The sequence below is a fragment of the Aromatoleum aromaticum EbN1 genome (genome assembly GCF_000025965.1).
GTDB classification, from domain to species: Bacteria; Pseudomonadota; Gammaproteobacteria; order Burkholderiales; family Rhodocyclaceae; genus Aromatoleum; species Aromatoleum aromaticum.
Map to the genome: position 1 here is coordinate 2,315,723 of NC_006513.1, position 17,944 is coordinate 2,333,666.

At 67.5% G+C, this 17,944-nt stretch carries 17 protein-coding genes; 10 read left to right on the forward strand and 7 right to left on the reverse strand.

The genetic code is table 11. The annotated features are described in order from the left end of the window. The first annotated feature begins 4 nt into the window (after positions 1 to 4). The 4 genes from EBN1_RS11060 (at position 5) to EBN1_RS11075 (ending at position 3,617) form a co-directional block, all read left to right on the forward strand. Positions 5 to 412, forward strand: coding sequence for a DUF2784 domain-containing protein (locus EBN1_RS11060; protein ID WP_011238040.1), 408 nt, complete (start codon positions 5 to 7; stop codon positions 410 to 412). Between the two features lie 115 nt (positions 413 to 527). Then, positions 528 to 2,651 (forward strand): YgiQ family radical SAM protein, encoded by a 2,124-nt coding sequence (locus EBN1_RS11065; protein ID WP_049780371.1) that lies wholly within the window; start codon positions 528 to 530, stop codon positions 2,649 to 2,651. Between the two features lie 153 nt (positions 2,652 to 2,804). Further along, positions 2,805 to 3,260, forward strand: coding sequence for a DUF411 domain-containing protein (locus EBN1_RS11070; protein WP_011238042.1), 456 nt, complete (start codon positions 2,805 to 2,807; stop codon positions 3,258 to 3,260). 33 nt (positions 3,261 to 3,293) lie between these two features. Then, the gene (locus tag EBN1_RS11075) at positions 3,294 to 3,617 is read left to right on the forward strand and encodes a hypothetical protein (protein ID WP_011238043.1); all 324 of its coding nucleotides are present in this window, start codon (positions 3,294 to 3,296) and stop codon (positions 3,615 to 3,617) included. A 63-nt stretch (positions 3,618 to 3,680) separates the two neighbouring features. Here EBN1_RS11075 and EBN1_RS11080 read toward each other — a convergent pair whose 3' ends face one another. The 4 genes from EBN1_RS11080 to metK all read right to left on the reverse strand — a co-directional run bounded on the left by EBN1_RS11080 (position 3,681) and on the right by metK (position 10,027). Beyond that, positions 3,681 to 4,322 carry a PepSY-associated TM helix domain-containing protein gene (locus tag EBN1_RS11080; RefSeq protein WP_011238044.1) on the reverse strand — a complete coding sequence of 214 codons (642 nt, stop codon included), beginning with the start codon at positions 4,320 to 4,322 and terminating at the stop codon, positions 3,681 to 3,683. 37 nt (positions 4,323 to 4,359) lie between these two features. Beyond that, positions 4,360 to 6,459: a TonB-dependent siderophore receptor gene (locus tag EBN1_RS11085; RefSeq protein ID WP_011238045.1), complete on the reverse strand. Its 2,100-nt coding sequence runs from the start codon at positions 6,457 to 6,459 to the stop codon at positions 4,360 to 4,362. Positions 6,460 to 6,553: 94 nt separating this feature from the next. Continuing rightward, positions 6,554 to 8,641 carry a TonB-dependent receptor family protein gene (locus EBN1_RS11090; protein ID WP_011238046.1) on the reverse strand — a complete coding sequence of 696 codons (2,088 nt, stop codon included), beginning with the start codon at positions 8,639 to 8,641 and terminating at the stop codon, positions 6,554 to 6,556. Positions 8,642 to 8,860: 219 nt separating this feature from the next. After that, complete coding sequence (gene metK / locus EBN1_RS11095) at positions 8,861 to 10,027, reverse strand: methionine adenosyltransferase (RefSeq protein ID WP_011238047.1); 1,167 nt, start codon at positions 10,025 to 10,027, stop codon at positions 8,861 to 8,863. A gap of 286 nt (positions 10,028 to 10,313) precedes the next feature. Between metK and EBN1_RS11100 the strand changes: the two genes are divergently transcribed. The 6 genes from EBN1_RS11100 to EBN1_RS11125 all read left to right on the forward strand — a co-directional run bounded on the left by EBN1_RS11100 (position 10,314) and on the right by EBN1_RS11125 (position 15,910). Further along, positions 10,314 to 11,186, forward strand: a complete 873-nt coding sequence (locus EBN1_RS11100; RefSeq protein ID WP_011238048.1) for a lysophospholipid acyltransferase family protein — start codon at positions 10,314 to 10,316, stop codon at positions 11,184 to 11,186. Beyond that, positions 11,180 to 12,079, forward strand: coding sequence for a lysophospholipid acyltransferase family protein (locus tag EBN1_RS11105; protein ID WP_011238049.1), 900 nt, complete (start codon positions 11,180 to 11,182; stop codon positions 12,077 to 12,079). Before EBN1_RS11100 ends, EBN1_RS11105 begins: the two co-directional genes overlap by 7 nt. 99 nt (positions 12,080 to 12,178) lie before the next feature. After that, entirely contained in the window at positions 12,179 to 13,012 is an 834-nt protein-coding gene (dapF, locus tag EBN1_RS11110) for a diaminopimelate epimerase (RefSeq protein WP_011238050.1), read from the forward strand. Between the two features lie 79 nt (positions 13,013 to 13,091). Further along, positions 13,092 to 13,742: a DUF484 family protein gene (locus EBN1_RS11115; protein WP_041647169.1), complete on the forward strand. Its 651-nt coding sequence runs from the start codon at positions 13,092 to 13,094 to the stop codon at positions 13,740 to 13,742. A gap of 432 nt (positions 13,743 to 14,174) precedes the next feature. After that, a complete protein-coding gene (locus tag EBN1_RS11120; RefSeq protein WP_157866607.1) occupies positions 14,175 to 14,642 on the forward strand; it encodes an IclR family transcriptional regulator in 468 nt (155 codons plus the stop codon). Between the two features lie 77 nt (positions 14,643 to 14,719). Continuing rightward, positions 14,720 to 15,910, forward strand: coding sequence for a class I SAM-dependent rRNA methyltransferase (locus tag EBN1_RS11125; RefSeq protein ID WP_011238053.1), 1,191 nt, complete (start codon positions 14,720 to 14,722; stop codon positions 15,908 to 15,910). Here EBN1_RS11125 and EBN1_RS11130 read toward each other — a convergent pair. The 3 genes from EBN1_RS11130 to ruvA are packed head-to-tail and all read right to left on the reverse strand — an operon-like array spanning position 15,898 to position 17,920. Continuing rightward, positions 15,898 to 16,194, reverse strand: coding sequence for a hypothetical protein (locus EBN1_RS11130; RefSeq protein ID WP_041646232.1), 297 nt, complete (start codon positions 16,192 to 16,194; stop codon positions 15,898 to 15,900). The two genes, EBN1_RS11125 and EBN1_RS11130, sit on opposite strands and share 13 nt — an antisense overlap. A gap of 9 nt (positions 16,195 to 16,203) precedes the next feature. Continuing rightward, entirely contained in the window at positions 16,204 to 17,265 is a 1,062-nt protein-coding gene (ruvB, locus tag EBN1_RS11135) for a Holliday junction branch migration DNA helicase RuvB (RefSeq protein ID WP_011238055.1), read from the reverse strand. A 55-nt stretch (positions 17,266 to 17,320) separates the two neighbouring features. Then, on the reverse strand, positions 17,321 to 17,920 hold the full coding sequence (gene ruvA, locus EBN1_RS11140; RefSeq protein ID WP_011238056.1) for a Holliday junction branch migration protein RuvA: 600 nt from the start codon (positions 17,918 to 17,920) through the stop codon (positions 17,321 to 17,323). Positions 17,921 to 17,944 lie beyond the last annotated feature (24 nt).

Sequence of the window (17,944 nt, forward strand, 5' to 3'; positions counted from 1 at the left end):
GCGAATGCTCGCGGGTTTCGCTGCCGATTTCGTCGTCCTGGCCCATTTCGCGTTCATCCTGTTCGTCGTCGCGGGCGGCGCGCTGGTGCTGCGCTGGCCGCGCCTCGCGTGGCTGCACATGCCGGTCGTCGCGTGGGGGGCGGGGATCGAGCTGATCGGTGGCGTGTGCCCGCTGACGCCGCTCGAAAACTCGTTGCGCGGCGCAGCCGGCGAAGCGGGCTATACGGAAGGTTTCATCGAGCATTACCTGCTGCCGCTGATCTATCCCGCAGGGCTGACGCCGGCGATCGGCACGGTGCTCGGCGTTTTCGTGCTCGCGGTCAATGCGGTGTTCTATGCGGTGCTGTGGCGCCGTCGCCGGCGACGGGTCGCGCGGAGCGCATCGGACGCCCGGCCGGGTGCCGGCGATTGAACCGAAGCGCGGCTCGGAGCGTCCCAGTACAATGCCCGTCACCATGCCTGCCGCTCCCGTCCCCAGCATTTTCGCCCGCGCCCGCCCGCCGGCCAGTCCCGCTCCGTTCCTGCCGATGTCGCGCGCCGAGATGCGTGAGCTCGGCTGGGACGAGTGCGATGTCGTGCTCGTCACCGGCGACGCGTACCTCGACCACCCGAGCTTCGGCATGGCGCTCGTCGGGCGGCTGCTCGAAGCGCAGGGCTTTCGCGTCGGCATCATCAGCCAGCCGGACTGGAAGAGCGCCGAGCCTTTCCGCGCGCTGGGGCGCCCGCGGCTGTTCTTCGGCATCACCGCGGGGAACATGGATTCGCTCATCAACCGCTACACCGCCGAGCGCAAGATCCGCTCGGACGACGCCTATACCCCGGACGCGGAGGCCGGCCGCCGGCCCGACCGCGCAGTGACCGTCTACGCCCAGCGTGCGCGCGAAGCTTTCCCCGGCGCGAATGTCGTCCTCGGCAGCATCGAAGCGTCGCTGCGCCGCATCGCGCATTACGACTACTGGTCGGACAAGGTGCGCCGGTCGGTGCTCGCGGACTCGAAAGCCGACCTGCTGCTGTTCGGCAGCGCCGAGCGCGCGCTGGTCGCGCTCGCGCACCGGCTCGACGCCGGCGAGCCGATCGACGCGATCCGCGACTTGCGTGGTACCGCCTTCCTCGCGAAGCCCGGGTGGCTGCCGGACGCCGACTGGTGCGAGCAGGACTCGACCGCGCTCGACCGTCCGGGCCGCGTCGAGCCGCATCCCGACCCATACGCGATGGAGCCCGAAAAGCCGGCGGCGGCCGGCGAAGGCGGCGCCCAGCCGGTGCGCATCGTCCCGGCCGAGGAACGTGCCGCGGCGCGGCGCCAGGCGCGCGGCAGGACGGTCGTGCGCCTGCCGTCGTATGAGACGGTCGCCATAGATCCGGTGATGTACGCGCACGCTTCGCGCGTGTTCCACCTTGAATCGAACCCCGGCAACGCGCGCGCGCTCGTCCAGGCGCACGGCGACGGGCCGGGACGGCGCGACGTGTGGCTCAACCCGCCGCCGATCCCGCTTTCCACGCCCGAAATGGATTTCGTCTTCGGCCTGCCGTACGCGCGCCGGCCGCACCCGTCGTACGGCGACGCGCGAATTCCCGCGTGGGACATGATCAAGTTCTCGATCAACATCATGCGCGGCTGCTTCGGCGGCTGTACGTTCTGCTCGATCACCGAGCACGAAGGCCGCATCATCCAGAGCCGTTCGGAGGCATCGATCCTGCACGAAATCGAGGAGATTCGCGACCGGACGCCGGATTTCAAGGGGCACATCACCGACCTCGGCGGCCCGACCGCGAACATGTACCGCATGGCGTGCAAGGACAAGCAGATCGAGTCCTCGTGCCGGCGCCTGTCGTGCGTCTATCCCGGCATCTGCGAGAACCTCCAGACCGACCACGCGCCGCTGATCTCGCTGTATCGCAAGGCGCGTGCGATTCCGGGTGTCAAGCGCGTGACGATCGGCTCGGGGCTGCGCTACGACCTCGCGGTGCGCTCGCCGGAGTACGTCAGGGAACTCGTCACCCACCACGTCAGCGGCCTGCTGAAGATCGCGCCCGAGCATACCGAGGAAGGGCCGCTGTCGAAGATGATGAAGCCCGGCATCGGCACGTACGAGAAGTTTGCCGCGATGTTCGAGAAATACTCGCGCGAGGCCGGCAAGAAGCAGCACCTCGTGCCGTACTTCATCGCCGCGCACCCGGGCACGACCGACGAGGATATGCTGAACCTGGCGCTGTGGCTGAAGAAGAACGGCTTCAGGCCCGACCAGGTGCAGACGTTCATGCCGACGCCGATGGCGATGGCGACGACGATGTACCACAGCCGCCGCAATCCGCTGCGCAAGGTGTCCGCCGACTCGGAGATCGTCGAGACCGCGCGCGCGGGCAAGCTCAGGAAGCTGCACAAGGCGCTGCTGCGCTGGCACGACCCGGAGAACTGGCCGCTGATCCGCGAAGCGCTGCTCGGCATGGGCCGTGCGGAGCTGATCGGCAGCGGGCCGAACTGCCTCGTGCCGCGGCATCAGCCGGGCGTGCCGCTCGCCGTCGACCGCCCGGGACGTCGTCCCGCCTCGCGTTCCGGTGGCGAGTGCCGTGCGGCGCCGGCCCGCAAGGGCAGCGGTAGCGGGGCGGCTGCCGCGCCGGCGGTATCGAACCGGCGCAAGGCCCGCTCCTGACGGGGGCGGAACGCCCTGCGACGTTTGTCGCTGCTCAAGGCCGATCGCTGCGTCCGTGGAGACAATGGCACGAACGGCAACGTGAATCGCGAAGCCTTCACGGCAACGGTCGCGGCGCCGGAAATATTTCACCCCTCTGCAACAGGAGTCGATATGAACACCCGTCCCGCCTTCCTCCGTCTTGTTTCCGCCCTCGGCCTGGTCGCTGCATTCGCGGGCGGACCGGTTTTCGCAGCCGGCGAGGAAGTCGTCATGTACAAGGATCCGAATTGCGGCTGCTGCGGCAAGTGGGCCGAGCACATGCGCGCGAGCGGATTCGCTGTGAAGGAAGTCCGCAGCACCGCGATGAGCGCGGTCAAGCGCGAAGCCGGAGTGCCGCAGGCGCTCGCTTCGTGCCACACGGCGAAGATCGGCGGCTATGTCGTCGAAGGCCACGTGCCTGCAGCGGACGTGCGGCGCCTGCTCGCCGAAAAGCCGAAAGTGGCCGGCATCGCGGCGCCGGGAATGCCGGCGGGCTCGCCGGGCATGGAAGGGGCGTATCCTTCCGAGCGTTACGATGTCGTCAGCTTCGATGCGGACGGCAAGCACCGGACGTTCGCGTCGCACTGACGCCGGCGGCGGAAGTTGACCAGGGAGTCAGTCATGAAAAAACTGTTCATCGCGAGCCTGGCGGCAGGCTTTCTGTGCTCGTCGAGCCCGGCGTTCGCGCAGGCCGATGACGCAGTGCTCGGCGACCGGGGGAGCGGCATGATCGTCGATCTCGTCCTCGTGCGACCGCTGACTTTCGTTGGTTCGGTAGTCGGGATCGCCGCTTTCATTGTTTCGCTGCCGTTCACCGCGCCGACCGGCTCGGCTGACGAGGCTGCGCGCGAGCTGGTCGGCAAGCCGCTCGAGTACACCTTCAACCGGCCGCTCGGCGATTTCCGCAACTGCGGCGCGGACCGCCACCCTTGCGGCGGGCGGTGACCGGGTCGCGGGAACAGCGGTCCTGCGTCACGCAAGCAGGAAGTTCTCAGAAAAAATCTGTGCCTACCCGGCGAGCCAGGCGAGCGTGCCGGTGAGGACGAGCCCGGCGCTCGCGAGCAGCGTGAGCTTGCGCCGCGAGCCGTGCAGCCGTCCCCACAACCAGAAGCCCGACAGGCCGAGGAACGCGAGGCCGAGCGCGGCGGCATCGGATAGCAGGATCCACGTCGGCCCGGTGCCGATCGACATATGCAGCCGTGCCAGGTACAGCCACAGGTTCGGCTTCGTCCGCTTCACCTCGGCTTGGCCGCTGCCGAGCCAGTATTCGACCTGCACGGTTTCGGAAGGGGTGTCGGCGCGCAGCGTCCAGCGCTCGGGCTGGCGCACCTCGCCATTTCCCCAGCTCACGGCGCGAGGAGGCTCGATGCGCGGCTTGAGCGCCGCGGCCTCGATGCCGAGCGCCGGCGCGAGCGCCGTGGCGAGCGCCTGCGGATCAGCGGGCCCGGCTTCGAGCGGCAGTATCTGCGTCACCTCCTTGCGGTCGAGCGCCGGGATCTTCATCACCGCCCGATGGTTCAGCAGGAAGCCGGTCACCGCGAACAGCAGCAGCATCGCTGCGATTGCGAGGCCGAACCACGCGTGAACGCGGCGCAGGCACTTTTGCACGTTGCCGCGCTGCGTCGCCGGGCGGGGATGAAGGTGGATCACGAAACGCTCTCTGGCAACAGGGATCGGTGAGGAGGGATCAGAACGAGAGTTTCGCGGACAGCCGCAGCGTGCGCGGCATGCCGACTGCGAGGAGGGCACTGTTCGAGTTGACCTTGCTGTCGCCGGCAGCCGCCCAGTAGCGCTTGTCGGTCACGTTCTCCACGGTCGCGACGAGGTCGAGCTGGTTGCTCGCGACCTTGGTACGGTAGCGGGCGCCGACGTCGTAACGGGTATAGGCGTTGACTTCGGCCTGGTTCTGCGGATTCACTTCGCGCTCACCCGTGTAGTAGGCACCCGCGGACAGCGCGAGGCCCGGGATCGCCGCCAGGCGATGTTCGACGAAGAGGCTCGCCGTGACCTCGGGCGTGTTCGCCGGCCGGTTGCCGACGATGCTCTGGTCGTTCTCGGCCTTCGTGAACTCGGCGTCGATCCACTGCATCGACGAGAAGATGCCCCAGCGCGGCGAGATCTGGCCGCCGGCCGACAGCTCGACGCCGCGCAGGCGAGCTTCGCCGAGGCGCTGGTAGATGTTGTTGATCTCGCCGTTCATCGGCCGTTCGATCTGGAACAACGCCGCGTTGGTCTGCACACCGCCCCAATCGGTCTTGACGCCGCCTTCCCATTGGCGCGTCACCAGCGGCTCAAGCGAAGTGCCGGCGTTCAGGGCAGTAGGGCGCGCGATGCCGCCATCTTCCAGGCCTTCGAGGTAGCCGGCGTAGAGGTTGGTCGCGGGCGTGAGCTTCCACACCGCTGCGACGGTCGGGCTGACCTTGCGCTTGGTGTAGTCCTGGCGGTTGTCCGTCGCATGCTCGAACTCGAATTCGCTGCCACGGGCGCCCGCGATCAGCAGCCAGTCGCCGAGCGCCGCCCGGTCGAAGACGTACCAGCCGCGGTCGTAGGTGTGGGAATGGCGAGCATTCGCACCGTGGGTCACCGGGGTGTCGGGGATGTCGCGCGGATTGTAGAGATTCTGCGCGACGTTGACCGTGACCGTGTTGCCGAGCGACTGGCTGAGGACGTTGCGGGCATAACCGACGGTGAGATCGTGTCTGACCGGCCCGGTCTCGACCCGGCCGGCAAGTTCGGTGCGCGCATTGCGGTTGATGAACTCCTGATCCTGGCCACGGAAGATCTGCAGCGTGCCCTCGCCGGTCGCCACGTCGTAGTTGAGCATCTGCGAGAAGTTGCGGTCCCGCTCGAGCCTCGAACGTCCCGCTTCCACCGTCCAGATCCAGTTGTCGTTGAGCGCGAAGTCGCTGCGCAGCTGAACGTTCTGCTCCTCCGCGTCGTAGTTCGCCCAGTCGGGCGCGATCAGCTTCTCCGGGTTCGGGATGCGCGGCAGCGGGATTTCCCCGTTGACGGGCCGCAGGGCGAGGATGCTCGACTGCTCGACGACGTCCTTGGTGATGTCCTCGACGTCGAGCTTCAGCAGCCAGCGGTCGGTGACGTTCCAGTCGAACGCACCGGCCACCAGGCGGCGGTCGCCGTCGGCATCTTCGACGGCGCTTTCGAGCTCGCCGCCGACGATGTTCACGCGTGCGCCGAACTGGCCCTCGGAGCCGAAGCGCCGGCCGACGTCGAGACCGACGACTGCACTGCCGTTGTCATCGGTCGACAGTTGAACTGCGGTGACCGGCGTGCTGTCGGCGCGCTTCGTGACGAGGTTGATGATTCCGGAAGGCGGCACGAAACCGTAATACAGGCCGCCGACCCCTTTCAGTACTTCGACACGTTCCTTGTTCTCGAGCGGCAGGTCGATGAGGTTGACGATCGGCAGGCCGCCGTTGAGGCGGTAGTTCGAGCGGTTCTCGACGAGCAGGCCGCGGATCGACAGGTTGTCGTAGGCGGTCGCGCCGAGCTGCGCGCGCGTGACGCCGGCCGTGTTCTTCAGCGCCTCGTACAGGCTGTTGGCCTGCTGCGCATCGAGAAGGTCGCGATCGACGATGTTTACCGTCATCGGCACTTCCTTCGCCGGAGTGTCGCGGAAAGTGCCGACGCCGATGCTGCCGGCGCGCCAGGCGGAATCGCTGGCGAAGACTTCAACCGCTTCGAGCTGCTGGTCGGCGGCGAGGACGGAGCCGTGGGTGGCGAACAGCGCCGCGGCGGGAATCAGGCGGGCGAGGGGCTTGAGCCGCATGGATATGCTCCGAAAAGTAGGACGGGAAGGTTTTGAAGGGGCGCGGCCTTTCTGGCCCCTGCGCGGCGCCCGGCCGGGCGCCGCGCAACGCGGATCAGAAGTTCAGCTGCCCTTCGAGGATGAAGCTGCGGCCAGGGCCGGGCACGCGGCCGACAGGGCTCACGTCGACGCCGCGGAAGTAGTATTCCTCGTCGAACAGGTTGTTCACCGCGAGGCCGATGGTGGCGTCGAGCCCTTGGCCGAGCTTGAGCTCGCGGCCGATGCGAGCATTGACGACGACATAGTCGGGCAGTCTTCCAGCTGAACCGTTCGCCGTCTCCTTGCGCGTGTTCGCCGCGTCGCTGTAGCTCTCGGCTGCGTAGCTCGCGCTGCCGCTGAACGCCCACGGCCCGAGCGTGTGGTCCGCGGTGAGGCTGACGCGGTGGTGGGGCGCATTCTGGAGCTGTTTGCCTGCATTCGGCCCGTTCAGCTGCTCGGTGTCGAGATAGGTGTAGGTCGCGGACAACCGGGTGTTCGCGCCGACTTCCCAGATCGCCTGCAGTTCGGCGCCCTCCAGGCGGGTTTCGCCGAGATTCTCGAAACGCGCGGCGCCGGCGTTGAACTGGATCTGGTCCTCGTAATCGATGCGGAACAGCGTCGCCTGCGTCGACACGTCCGGGCGTGGATCGAAACGGGCGCCGACCTCGTAGTTCCACGCGGTCTCGTTCGCGACGTCGCCGTCGCGGGTGGCCTGTGCGGTCTGCACCGGCACGAGCGAGCGTTGCGCGTTCGTGAAGAGGAACACGCGGTCGGTCGTCTGGTAGCCGACGGTCAAGCCCGGCAGGACTTCTTCGGCGTGATTGTCGCCTGCGGCCCCGCTCCGCTCGTCGTGGAAGTCCATGCGCACGTCCTCATAGCGCAGGCCGGGCGTGATCGCGAGGCGGTCGTCGAGGAAGCGCATCGTGTCGCTCGCATAGACGGCGACCGCGTCGGTGTCGAAGTCCCACGCGCGCACCGCGCTGTATGCGCCGGTCGCGAGGGCGGTCCGGTTGACGTCGAACTGGACCTCTTCCTTCACGTAGCGCGCACCGAGCGTGAAAGTGTGCCGTCCGATGCGATGGCTCAGCCGCGGCTCGGTGCCGTAGACCTTGAACAGTCGCGGCGAGTCGGCGACGTGGGTCTCGGGAAGCGCCGGATCGAACGCGTTGCCGGTCCCGCTGAGGTTCTGTCCGAAAAAGAACGTGCGGTCGGCGTCGTGCGCGAAGTTGCGCCATTCGAACTGCGTGTCGGCGCTCGGCGTGAAGACCCAGGTCAGGGTGCCGCGCAACATGTCCGCGTCGAAACCGTCGTTCGGACGCTGCGACTGCGTCCGGTCGTCGCGGTACGCCGCCGGGCTGAGCGCGCCGGGAAGGTCCGCATCGACCTCGTAGTACTGCAGCTGCGCGCGGATTTCGTTGCGCGCGTCGGCGAAATAGATGCCGTCGAGGATGAAGTTGTTGACCTTCGTGCTCGAATGCTCGCGCGAGCCGTCGCCGCGCAGCGTGTTGGCCTGCAGCTGCAGGCCGAGGTCGTCGTTGAGGAAGCCGCCGGCACGGTAATACGTGTCGCTCAGCATGTTGCCGGTTTCCTCGGCGACCGTGACGCGTTGCGCGAGCGTCTGGCTGAACTCGCCCGGGATCGGGCGCGTGACGAAGTTCAGCACGCCGCCGAGGTTGTTCGGCCCGTAGTGCACCGCCGCGCCGCCGCGCACGACATCGATCGACTCGACGCTCGCCATCGTGATCGGAAACAGCGACAGGCCGATGTTGCTGTAGGGGCCGATCGCGATCGGGTACCCGTCGAGCAGGATCTGCGCGCGCTCGCTGCGCAGCGGGTTCAGGCCGCGCACGCTGATGTTCGGCAGGATGCCGGTGCCGGTTTCGTCGAGCACATGCACGCCCGGGACGACGCGCAATGCGTCTTCGACGTTCAGCGCGCCGCGCTCGTGGAGCTGTTCTTCGGAGACGACACTGCGCGCGCCGCTGTACGTGCGGACCTGCTCGGGCGTCGCCGGGCCCAGCCAGTCGGCCTTGACTTCGACGGACTGCAGCACCTGCTCGTCGGCGGGGGCGTTCTGCGCGTAGGCATGCGGGGCGGCCACGAGGCAGGCGGCCACGGCCAGGCGTCGCGCGACGAATGGCGCGCCGGGAGGGGGAGAGGACATCGGAACTCCGGTCGGAAGCGTGGCTGGCTGGCGATCCGGCTGGAGAGGGCGGAGTGGCTGGCTGTGAGGGGGAGAATTGTATTTCTATATGCTAATGCGAATCAATATTATTATTGTGGGCGGTCAATGCAGGATTTCCCCGCCATGGCGGACCGGGGAGAGCGGGAGCGCAGTGTCGCGCCCCCGCGGCGACCGTCAACTGCCGTGCAGCGAAGCAGGCTAAAGGCCTGCGTCGGCCCGCAGCGCTGCCGCCTTGTCGGTTGCTTCCCACGTGAATTCTGGCTCGTCGCGGCCGAAGTGGCCGTACGCGGCAGTCTTGCCGTAGATCGGGCGCAGCAGGTTGAGCTCCTGGATGATCGCCTTCGGACGCAGGTCGAAGTGGCGCTGCACGAGCTCGACGATCTTCTCGTCGGTGATCCTGCCGGTGCCGAAGGTCTCGATCATCATCGACACTGGCCGGGCGACGCCGATCGCATAGGCGACCTGCACTTCGCAGCGATCGGCGAGCCCTGCTGCGACGATGTTCTTCGCCACCCAGCGCCCGGCATACGCGGCGGAGCGGTCGACTTTCGACGGGTCCTTGCCGGAGAACGCGCCGCCGCCGTGGTGCGCCGCGCCGCCGTAGGTGTCGACGATGATCTTGCGCCCGGTCAGGCCGCAGTCGCCGTGCGGGCCGCCGATGACGAAGCGTCCGGTCGGGTTGATCAGGTAGCGCACTTCGCCCTGCATCAGCGCCGAAGGCAGCACCGGCTTGATGATCTCCTCGATGACGAGCTCGGTGATCTGCGCGTGTGAGACTTCCGGGCTGTGCTGCGTCGACACGACCACGGTGTCGATCGCGACCGGCTTGCCGTCGACGTATCGGACCGTCAGCTGGCTCTTCGCGTCCGGGCGCAGCCAGTTCAGCCGACCGTCCTTCCTCAGTTCGGACTGGCGCTGCATGATGCGGTGCGCATAATAGATCGGCAGCGGTATCAGCGACGGCGTCTCGTTACAGGCGTAGCCGAACATCAGTCCCTGGTCGCCCGCGCCCTGGTCGAGGTCGAGGCCTTCGCCTTCATTGACGCCTTGGGCGATGTCCGCGGACTGGCGGTTGATCGCGGCCAGCACCGCGCAACTCTTGTAGTCGAAGCCGATGTCGGAGTTGTCGTAGCCGATGCGGCGGATCACTTCCTGCGCGATCTCGCGGTAGTTCGGGTGGGCGGTGGTCGTGATCTCGCCGGAGATGACCACGAGGCCCGTCGATACCAGGGTTTCACATGCGACCCGCGCCTGGGGGTCGGTGGCGAGGATCGCGTCGAGGACGCCATCGGAAACCTGGTCGGCAACCTTGTCGGGATGGCCTTCGGACACCGATTCCGAGGTGAAGAGGTATTCCTTGCTCATGCACTGCTCCTGAAAACGAAAAATCCCCAAAGCTGTCCGGCGTGGCCGGCTCCGGGGATTTCGTCGAGCAGGCGACGCTTTAGCAGTACTTGTGTGCCACGACCGGTTAGGTGCGTTCGCGGCGCCGCCCTGCAAGTTGTCGTATTAACTCGGCGGCTGGGCGATAATTATATGCTTTGTGATCCGGCGGTCAAATGTGCGGGGTCCGGAGCGGGCGCTTGCGCCTGTGTCCGGGCCTGTGCCCATTCGACCGGCGCCGATGCTCTCCTCGATGTGACCTCTTCGCGTGACCTTCCTCGTCAATCTGTCATTCCGCATTCTTGCCGGCCTGCCGCTGTCATGGCTGCATCGGCTCGGCGGCTGGGCCGGCTGGGCCATCTGGCGCTGTTCACCGTCATACCGTCGTCGCCTGGAGGACAATCTCGCCCAGGCGACCGGGCGCCGCGATGCCACGCTACGCGACGCGGCGGTCGCCGAAGCGGGGCGGCAGGCGCTCGAACTGCCTTTCGTATGGCTGCGTCCGCAGGACGAGGTGTTGGGGCGCATCGTGCGGGTCGAAGGGCAGGAGCTGATCGCCTGGGCGCAGGCCGAGGGCGCCAGCGTGCTGCTGCTGACTGCGCACCTCGGCTGCTTCGAGATGTGCGCGCAGTATTGTTCGACGCACGGACCGATCACGGTGCTGTTCCGCCCGCCGCGCAAGACGGCGCTGCGCCCGCTGATGGAAGCCGGGCGTGCGCGCGGCGCGATCCGTGTTGCCCCGGCGGATGTGTCCGGTGTGCGCCGTCTGGTCAAGGCGCTGCGCAGCGGCGAGATGGTCGGCATGCTGCCGGATCAGGCGCCAGCCGAAGGCGAAGGCGTGTGGGCGCCGTTCTTCGGCCGGCCGGCGTGGACGATGACGCTCGCGGCGCGCCTGTCCGAAGTGAAAGGCGTCAAGGTGGTGATGGTGTGGACCGAGCGGCTGCCGCACGGGGCAGGCTATGTGTTGCGGCTTTCCGAACCCGTGGAACCGATCGCGGGCTCGCTCGAAGAGCGCTGCGCGGCGATCAATCGCGAGATCGAACGTCTCGTGCTTGCATGCCCGGCGCAGTACCTGTGGGGCTACAACCGCTACAAGCGTCCTTCGGGCGTGCCGCTTCCGCCGGGTGACGCGCAATGCTGAGCAATGCACTGAGCCGCATTGCGAGTCATGCCGCAGTCGCCGGGTTCTGGCTGCTGCACTGGCTGCCGCTGCCGGTGCTGGCATTCCTCGGCCAGGCGGTCGGCGAGGTGCTGTACCGGCTGGCGCGCTCGCGGCGGCATATCGTCGCGGTCAACCTCGGGTTGTGCTTTCCGGAACTCGACGACGCGGCAAGGCGCCGGCTCGCGCGCGCGCATTTTCGCGCGGTCGGGCGCAGCCTGCTCGAGCGCGGCCTGCTGTGGTGGGGGAGCCAGCGGCGGCTGATGAACCTCATCCGGCTCGACGGCGCCGAGCGGGTCAGGGCGCTGCTCGACGAGGGACGACCGGTGATCCTGCTCGCGCCGCACTTCGTCGGCCTCGACACCGGCGGCTCGCGCGTCGCGATGGATTTCGATTCCGTCAGCATCTATGCGCAGCAGAACAACCCGGTGTTCGACCGCTGGCTGTTCCACGGCCGCAGCCGCTTCGGCGACCAGCGCCTGCTGTCGCGCCAGGACGGCGTGCGCGGCACGGTCAAGGCGATGAAGGCCGGGCGCCCTTTCTACTATCTGCCCGACATGGACTATGGCCGCAAGGACGCGGTGTTCGTGCCGTTCTTCGGCGTGCCGGCGGCGACGATCACCGGGCTGTCGCGGCTTGCGCGGCTCGCCGGTGCGGCGGTGGTGCCGTGCGTGACGCGGATGCTGCCCGGCGGGCGCGGCTATGTCGTCGAGTTCGGCGAGCCGTGGCAGGATTTTCCGACGACGGACGCCGAAGCGGATACCGCAGCGATGAACCGCTGGATCGAATCCGTGGTGCGGACGATGCCCGAGCAGTATTACTGGGTGCACCGGCGCTTCAAGACACGCCCGCCGGGCGAGGCGCGACCGTACTGAGAATGCGTACAGCGTGCTGTCGCTGGACGTCCCGCGGCGGCTGAGCCAGAATTCGGCGAACCACCGCTTCCCCTGCATCCACCCGAGCTGCGATTTCCCATGTCTCTGCGCTTCACGAAAATGCACGGCCTTGGCAACGATTTCGTCGTTATCGACGCCATCCGCCAGTCTGTCGACCTGACGCCCGAGCAGGTCCGCCGTCTTGCCGATCGCCATTTCGGCATCGGCTGCGACCAGCTGCTGGTGGTCGAGGAAGCGACCCGCCCGGACGTGGATTTCCGCTACCGGATATTCAACGCCGATGGCGGCGAAGTCGAGCAGTGCGGCAATGGCGCGCGCTGTTTCGTGCGTTTCGTGCATGAGCAGGGGCTCACCGCGAAGCGTCGCATCCGCGTCGAGACGCGCTCCGGCATCATTGCGCCGCAACTCGAAGACGATGGTCTCGTGACGGTCGATATGGGCGTGCCGGTGCTCGAGCCCGCGCGCGTGCCGTTCGTGTCGGACTCCGATGCGATCGTGCAGCCACTCGACGTCGGCGGGGAAACTGTTGCGATCACCGCGGTGTCGATGGGCAACCCGCACGCAGTGCAGGTCGTCGCCGATGTCGACGCCGCACCTGTCGCGGCGCAGGGAGCGCTGATCGAACGCCATCCGCGCTTTCCCGCGCGCGTCAATGCCGGCTTCGTGCAGGTCGTCGATGCCCACCGCATCCGCCTGCGCGTGTTCGAGCGCGGTGCGGGAGAAACGCTTGCTTGCGGCACCGGCGCCTGCGCGGCAGTCGTGACCGTGATCCTGCGCGAACTCGCACAGTCGCCGGTGCGCGTCGAGACGCGGGGCGGAGAACTCGATATCGCGTGGGAAGGGCCGGGGCAGCCGGTGCTGATGACAGGCCCGGCGGTGACTGTTTTCGCGGGTGAAATCGACGTCGACTGAGCGACTTCGACCGAACGGTTTTGCTCATTGCAACGAATACGAGGAGGCGCGCATGTGCCTCACGGGGAGCAGCTTTTCCATGAATGCCGCTGATGTCGCACGCTATCTGAAGGAACATCCGGACTTTCTCGCCGACCATGGCGAACTGTTCACGCAGCTGACCGTTCCGCATCCGCACGGCGGACAGGCCATCTCGCTGGCCGAGCGGCAGCTGCATGCGCTGCGCGACAAGATCCGGCAACTCGAAAGCAAGCTCGCCGAACTGATTCGCTACGGCGAGGAAAACGACGAGATCGGCGAAAAAGTCCATCGCCTGGCGCTGGCGCTGGTCGAAGCCGAAGATTACGACACCCTGCGTTTTGCGTTGCTCGAAAATGTGCGTGACAACTTTTCGGTGCCGAACGTTGCGCTGCGGGTATGGGCCAACGCGCAGTCGCACGAAGGCGAGGATTTTTCGCCGGTGACCGAAGAGCTGCGCTTTTTCGCCACCGACCTGAGCCACCCGTATTGCGGCGCGCCGGCGAATCTCGAAGTAATCGACTGGTTCGGCCCCGCTGCCTGTCATATCCGTTCGGTGGCGCTGGTGCCGCTGCGCCGCGGCGACCAGGTGCTCGGCCTGCTCGCGTTCGGCAGCGAAGAGGCCGAGCGCTTCTACCCCGGGATGGGAACGCTGTACCTTGCGCGCATCGGCGACTTGGTCGTGGCCGCTCTGCGGCACCAGCTCGGCTGAAGGTGAGCGCCGCGGGCCGGAGAGGCCCGGCGCCGCAGGAACGATCCGGACCCCGCGAGCCTCCGCAGCTCGCCGATTCTCCATGCGTCCCCTTCCGCATCGGGTCGAGGTACACGACGGGGCACACCGCCGCGCGAGGAAGCACCGAACCTGCGACGGGCTGAATGGGCGTCCCGGAGGCCACCGCTGCAACGGGTGCCGCATGGGGAATCAACAGTCGTTCGTGACTTTTTACCCAAACCGGGCAGCGAGATCTCGGATCGTTTGCGGCCGTTCAGTTATCCTGAAACATCTCTTAACAAATCCTCCCTCGGGCCCGGTGCTGCAGGCTGTGGGAGCAAGGCAGCAATGCCAGACATTCCTGATCCTGAAACTCCTGGCGCCGATGCGCCCGACAGCCCTGACGAGGGGTCCGTGCGGACCCGCGTTTCCATGCTGCGCAATGCCGCGATCCTGCTCGCCCGCTACCAGATTCGCAGCCTCAGGCGCCTGTTCGAGGAGTTCGAGCGAGACATCCTCCTGCCGATCCTGTTGGGCGAGATCGCGCTGCACAACATCGGCGCGCTCGAACACGACGATGAAAGCGATCGCCTCACGGCAGACGAGACCGAGGGCGAATCCGACGAGGCGCATATGTCCCGGCTGCGGCCGTGCAACGCCTATTCGATCGCTGCTGCCACCGGCTTGCCGCGCGAGACGGTCCGGCGCAAGATCGGGCGCCTCGTCGAGCTGGGCTGGATCCGCAAGCAGCAGAACGGGCACCTGTACCTCACGCCGCAGGCACTGAAGCATTTCGGCTCGCTCCTGTGCTCGCGCGATCTGCCGGAGTTCCTCGAAACCGCGGATCGCGTGCGGAGGCTGAAGCACGCCTGGGACCGGACAGACCCCGACAAGACCTGAGGCGGTGGCGCTGGCGAGCCGGCGCCGCTCGCCTTACACTCTCACGCCTGACTCATCTCCCTGCGGTCCGCCTTCCGATGTCCAAGCTCGTCCTCAATCCCGGCAAGGAGCGTTCGCTCCTGCGTCGTCATCCATGGGTTTTCGCCGGTTCGGTGGCCCGCCTCGACGGGCGCGCGCGGCCGGGCGACACCGTCGAGGTCGTCGCCGCTGACGGCCGGTTCCTCGGTCGCGCGGCGTGGTCGCCGGAATCGCAGATCCGCGCCCGGATGTGGTCGTTCGCTGTCGACATCACGATCGACCATGCGTTCTTCAAGCGCCGCGTCGCCGAATCGGTCGCGCGCCGGGCGACGCATCCGCTGCTCGCCGACGAGAGCGGAGTGCGGCTGATCCATGGCGAGTCGGATGGCCTGCCCGGCGTCATCGCGGACCGCTTCGGCGACGTCGCTGTCGTGCAGCTGACGAGCGCCGGCGCCGAGAAATGGCGCGATGCGATCGTTGCCGGGCTGGTGCAGGCGACCGGTTGCACAGCGGTATACGAGCGCTCCGATTCCGACGTGCGCGGCCTCGAAGGGCTCGGGCCGAAGACCGGCTGCGTGCACGGCGAGCTGCCGCAGGACGTGTTGACGATCGTCGAGAACGGCGTGTGCATGGAAGTCGATGTCATCAGTGGCCACAAGACCGGTTTCTACCTCGACCAGCGCGACAACCGCCGCCTGACGGGTCTGTTCGCGGCCGGGCGCAGCGTGCTGAACTGCTTCTGCTACACCGGGGGATTCTCGCTGCAGGCGCTGGCCGGCGGCGCGACGTCTGTGCTGTCGATCGACTCGTCCGGCCCGGCGCTCGACGCGGGGCGACGCAATCTTGCGATGAATCCGCAACTCGACGCGAGCCGCGCCGAATGGCTGCAGGCCGATGTGTTCGAGGCCTTGCGCGTACTGAAAAGCGAGGGGCGGCGTTTCGACCTGATCGTGCTCGATCCGCCGAAGTTCGCACCGTCCGCGGCGCACGCTGACCGGGCGTCGCGCGCGTACAAGGACATCAACCTGTTCGGTTTGCGCCTGCTCAATCCCGGCGGGATACTGATGACGTACTCCTGTTCGGGCGGCATCGGCCTCGAACTGTTCCAGAAAATCGTCGCCGGCGCGGCGAGCGACGCTGGCGTCGATGCGCGTATCCTGCATCGCCTGTCCGCGTCCGCCGATCACCCGGTCGGCCTTGCAGCGCCCGAAGGCGAATACCTCAAGGGGCTCGCGATTCAGGTCGGCTGAGCGCGTTCGCCGGGTGGCGCGCGCCAGTCCGGGTTCGGTCCGCGCTCGCCCGTCGTGAAGGCAGCGCTGACCAGACCCAGCGCGAGCACGACCAGCAGGAAATACCGCCCCTGCCAGCGACGCGGCGCAGGCCGGCCGCCGCCGAGCAGCCGCGACGACAGGCCGCCGAGAAGCACGCCGCGGGACGGATCGAAGCGATCGGGCCAGAAGAACGTCGGCCCTTGCAGCAGGTGGATCGCGCCGAACACGCACAGCACGATCGCCAGAGCCTGGAACGTGCGCATTGCGAGCGTTCAGGGAGCGGAAAACAGCTCCGCGCTTTCGTCGCCGGCGCGGCGGGGAAAGGCGAGGCCGAAATGCTGCCAGATCGATGCGCTCGCGATGCGCCCGCGCGGCGTGCGCTGCAGGTAGCCCTGCTGGATCAGGTACGGTTCGAGCACGTCCTCGATTGTGTCGGACGACTCGCCGATCGCGGCCGCGAGGTTGTCGAGGCCGACCGGGCCGCCGCCGAACTTCTCGAGCATCGCGCCGAGCAGCTTGCGGTCCATCAGGTCGAGCCCGAGGTGATCGACGTCGAGCATCAGCAGCGCGGCGTCGGCGACGGGGGCGGTGATGTCGCCGTCGGCTTTGACTTGCGCATAGTCGCGGACGCGGCGCAGCAGCCGGTTCGCGATCCGCGGCGTGCCGCGGGCGCGCCGCGCGATCTCGACCGCTCCGGCGTCGTCGATCGCGACATCGAGCAGGCCGGCGGAGCGCCCGACGATGTATGCGAGCTCGTGCGGCGTGTAGAACTCGAGCCGCGCCACGATGCCGAAACGGTCGCGCAGCGGGTTCGTCAGCATCCCGGCGCGCGTCGTCGCGCCGACCAGCGTGAAAGGCGGCAGGTCGAGCTTGACCGAGCGCGCCGCAGGCCCTTCGCCGATCATGATGTCGATCTGGAAATCCTCGAGTGCCGGATAAAGGATTTCCTCGACGACCGGCGACAGGCGGTGGATCTCGTCGATGAACAGCACGTCGTGCGGTTCGAGGTTCGTCAGCAGTGCGGCGAGGTCGCCTGCCCGTTCGAGCACCGGCCCCGAAGTCTGGCGCAGGTTCACGCCCATCTCGGCAGCGACGATGTGCGCGAGCGTCGTCTTGCCCAGGCCCGGTGGGCCGAACAGCAGCACGTGGTCGAGCGCCTCGTGGCGGTTCTTCGCCGCCTGGATGAAGATTTCGAGCTGTTCGCGGATCTTTGCCTGGCCGACATATTCGGCCAGCCGCTTCGGCCGCAGCGCGCGCTCGACGACGTCTTCCTGGCGGTCGGCAGTCTGCGCCGAAATCACCCGCGGGGCCTGCAGTTTGTCGGTTTCGATCATCGCGAGAGTTTAGCCTGAGCGGCCCGTGCGGCGAAACTCGCGTGGTTTCGCCGCCTCAGGCTTTCGACAGCAGCTTCAGCGCCTGGCGGATGCCGTCGGAGACGCCCGTCTCCGGCGGGATCGCTTTCAGCGCCGATTGCGCTTCCTTGTCGCTGTAGCCGAGCGCGAGCAGCGCGTTGAGGATGTCGCTGCGGCTATCCGCGGGCTGCGCTGCGGCGCCGGGAACCGTGCTCGCGCCGAAGCCTGGCAGCGCCCTGCCGAGCTTGTCGCGTAGTTCGAGCAGCAGGCGCTCGGCGGTTTTCTTGCCGATGCCGGGAATTTTCACGAGGCGGCCGGTTTCCTGCAGCGCGACCGCTTGGGCGAGGTCGCTGACCGACAGGCCGGAGAGCACCGACAGCGCGGTGCGCGCGCCGATGCCGGAGACTTTCAGCAGCTGGCGAAATGCCGCGCGTTCGTCGGCGCTCGCGAAGCCGTACAGGAAATGCCCGTCCTCGCGGATCGCCAGATGCGTGAACAGCGAGAGCGACTCGCCGGTCGCCGGCAGGCCGTAGAACGTGCTCATCGGCACGTCGATTTCGTAGCCGACGCCGTGCGTGTCGACGACGATCTGCGGCGGGTTCTTTTCCAGCAGGATGCCGGTGATGCGTCCGATCATGGGTGGAGGTCCGGATATCTGGGA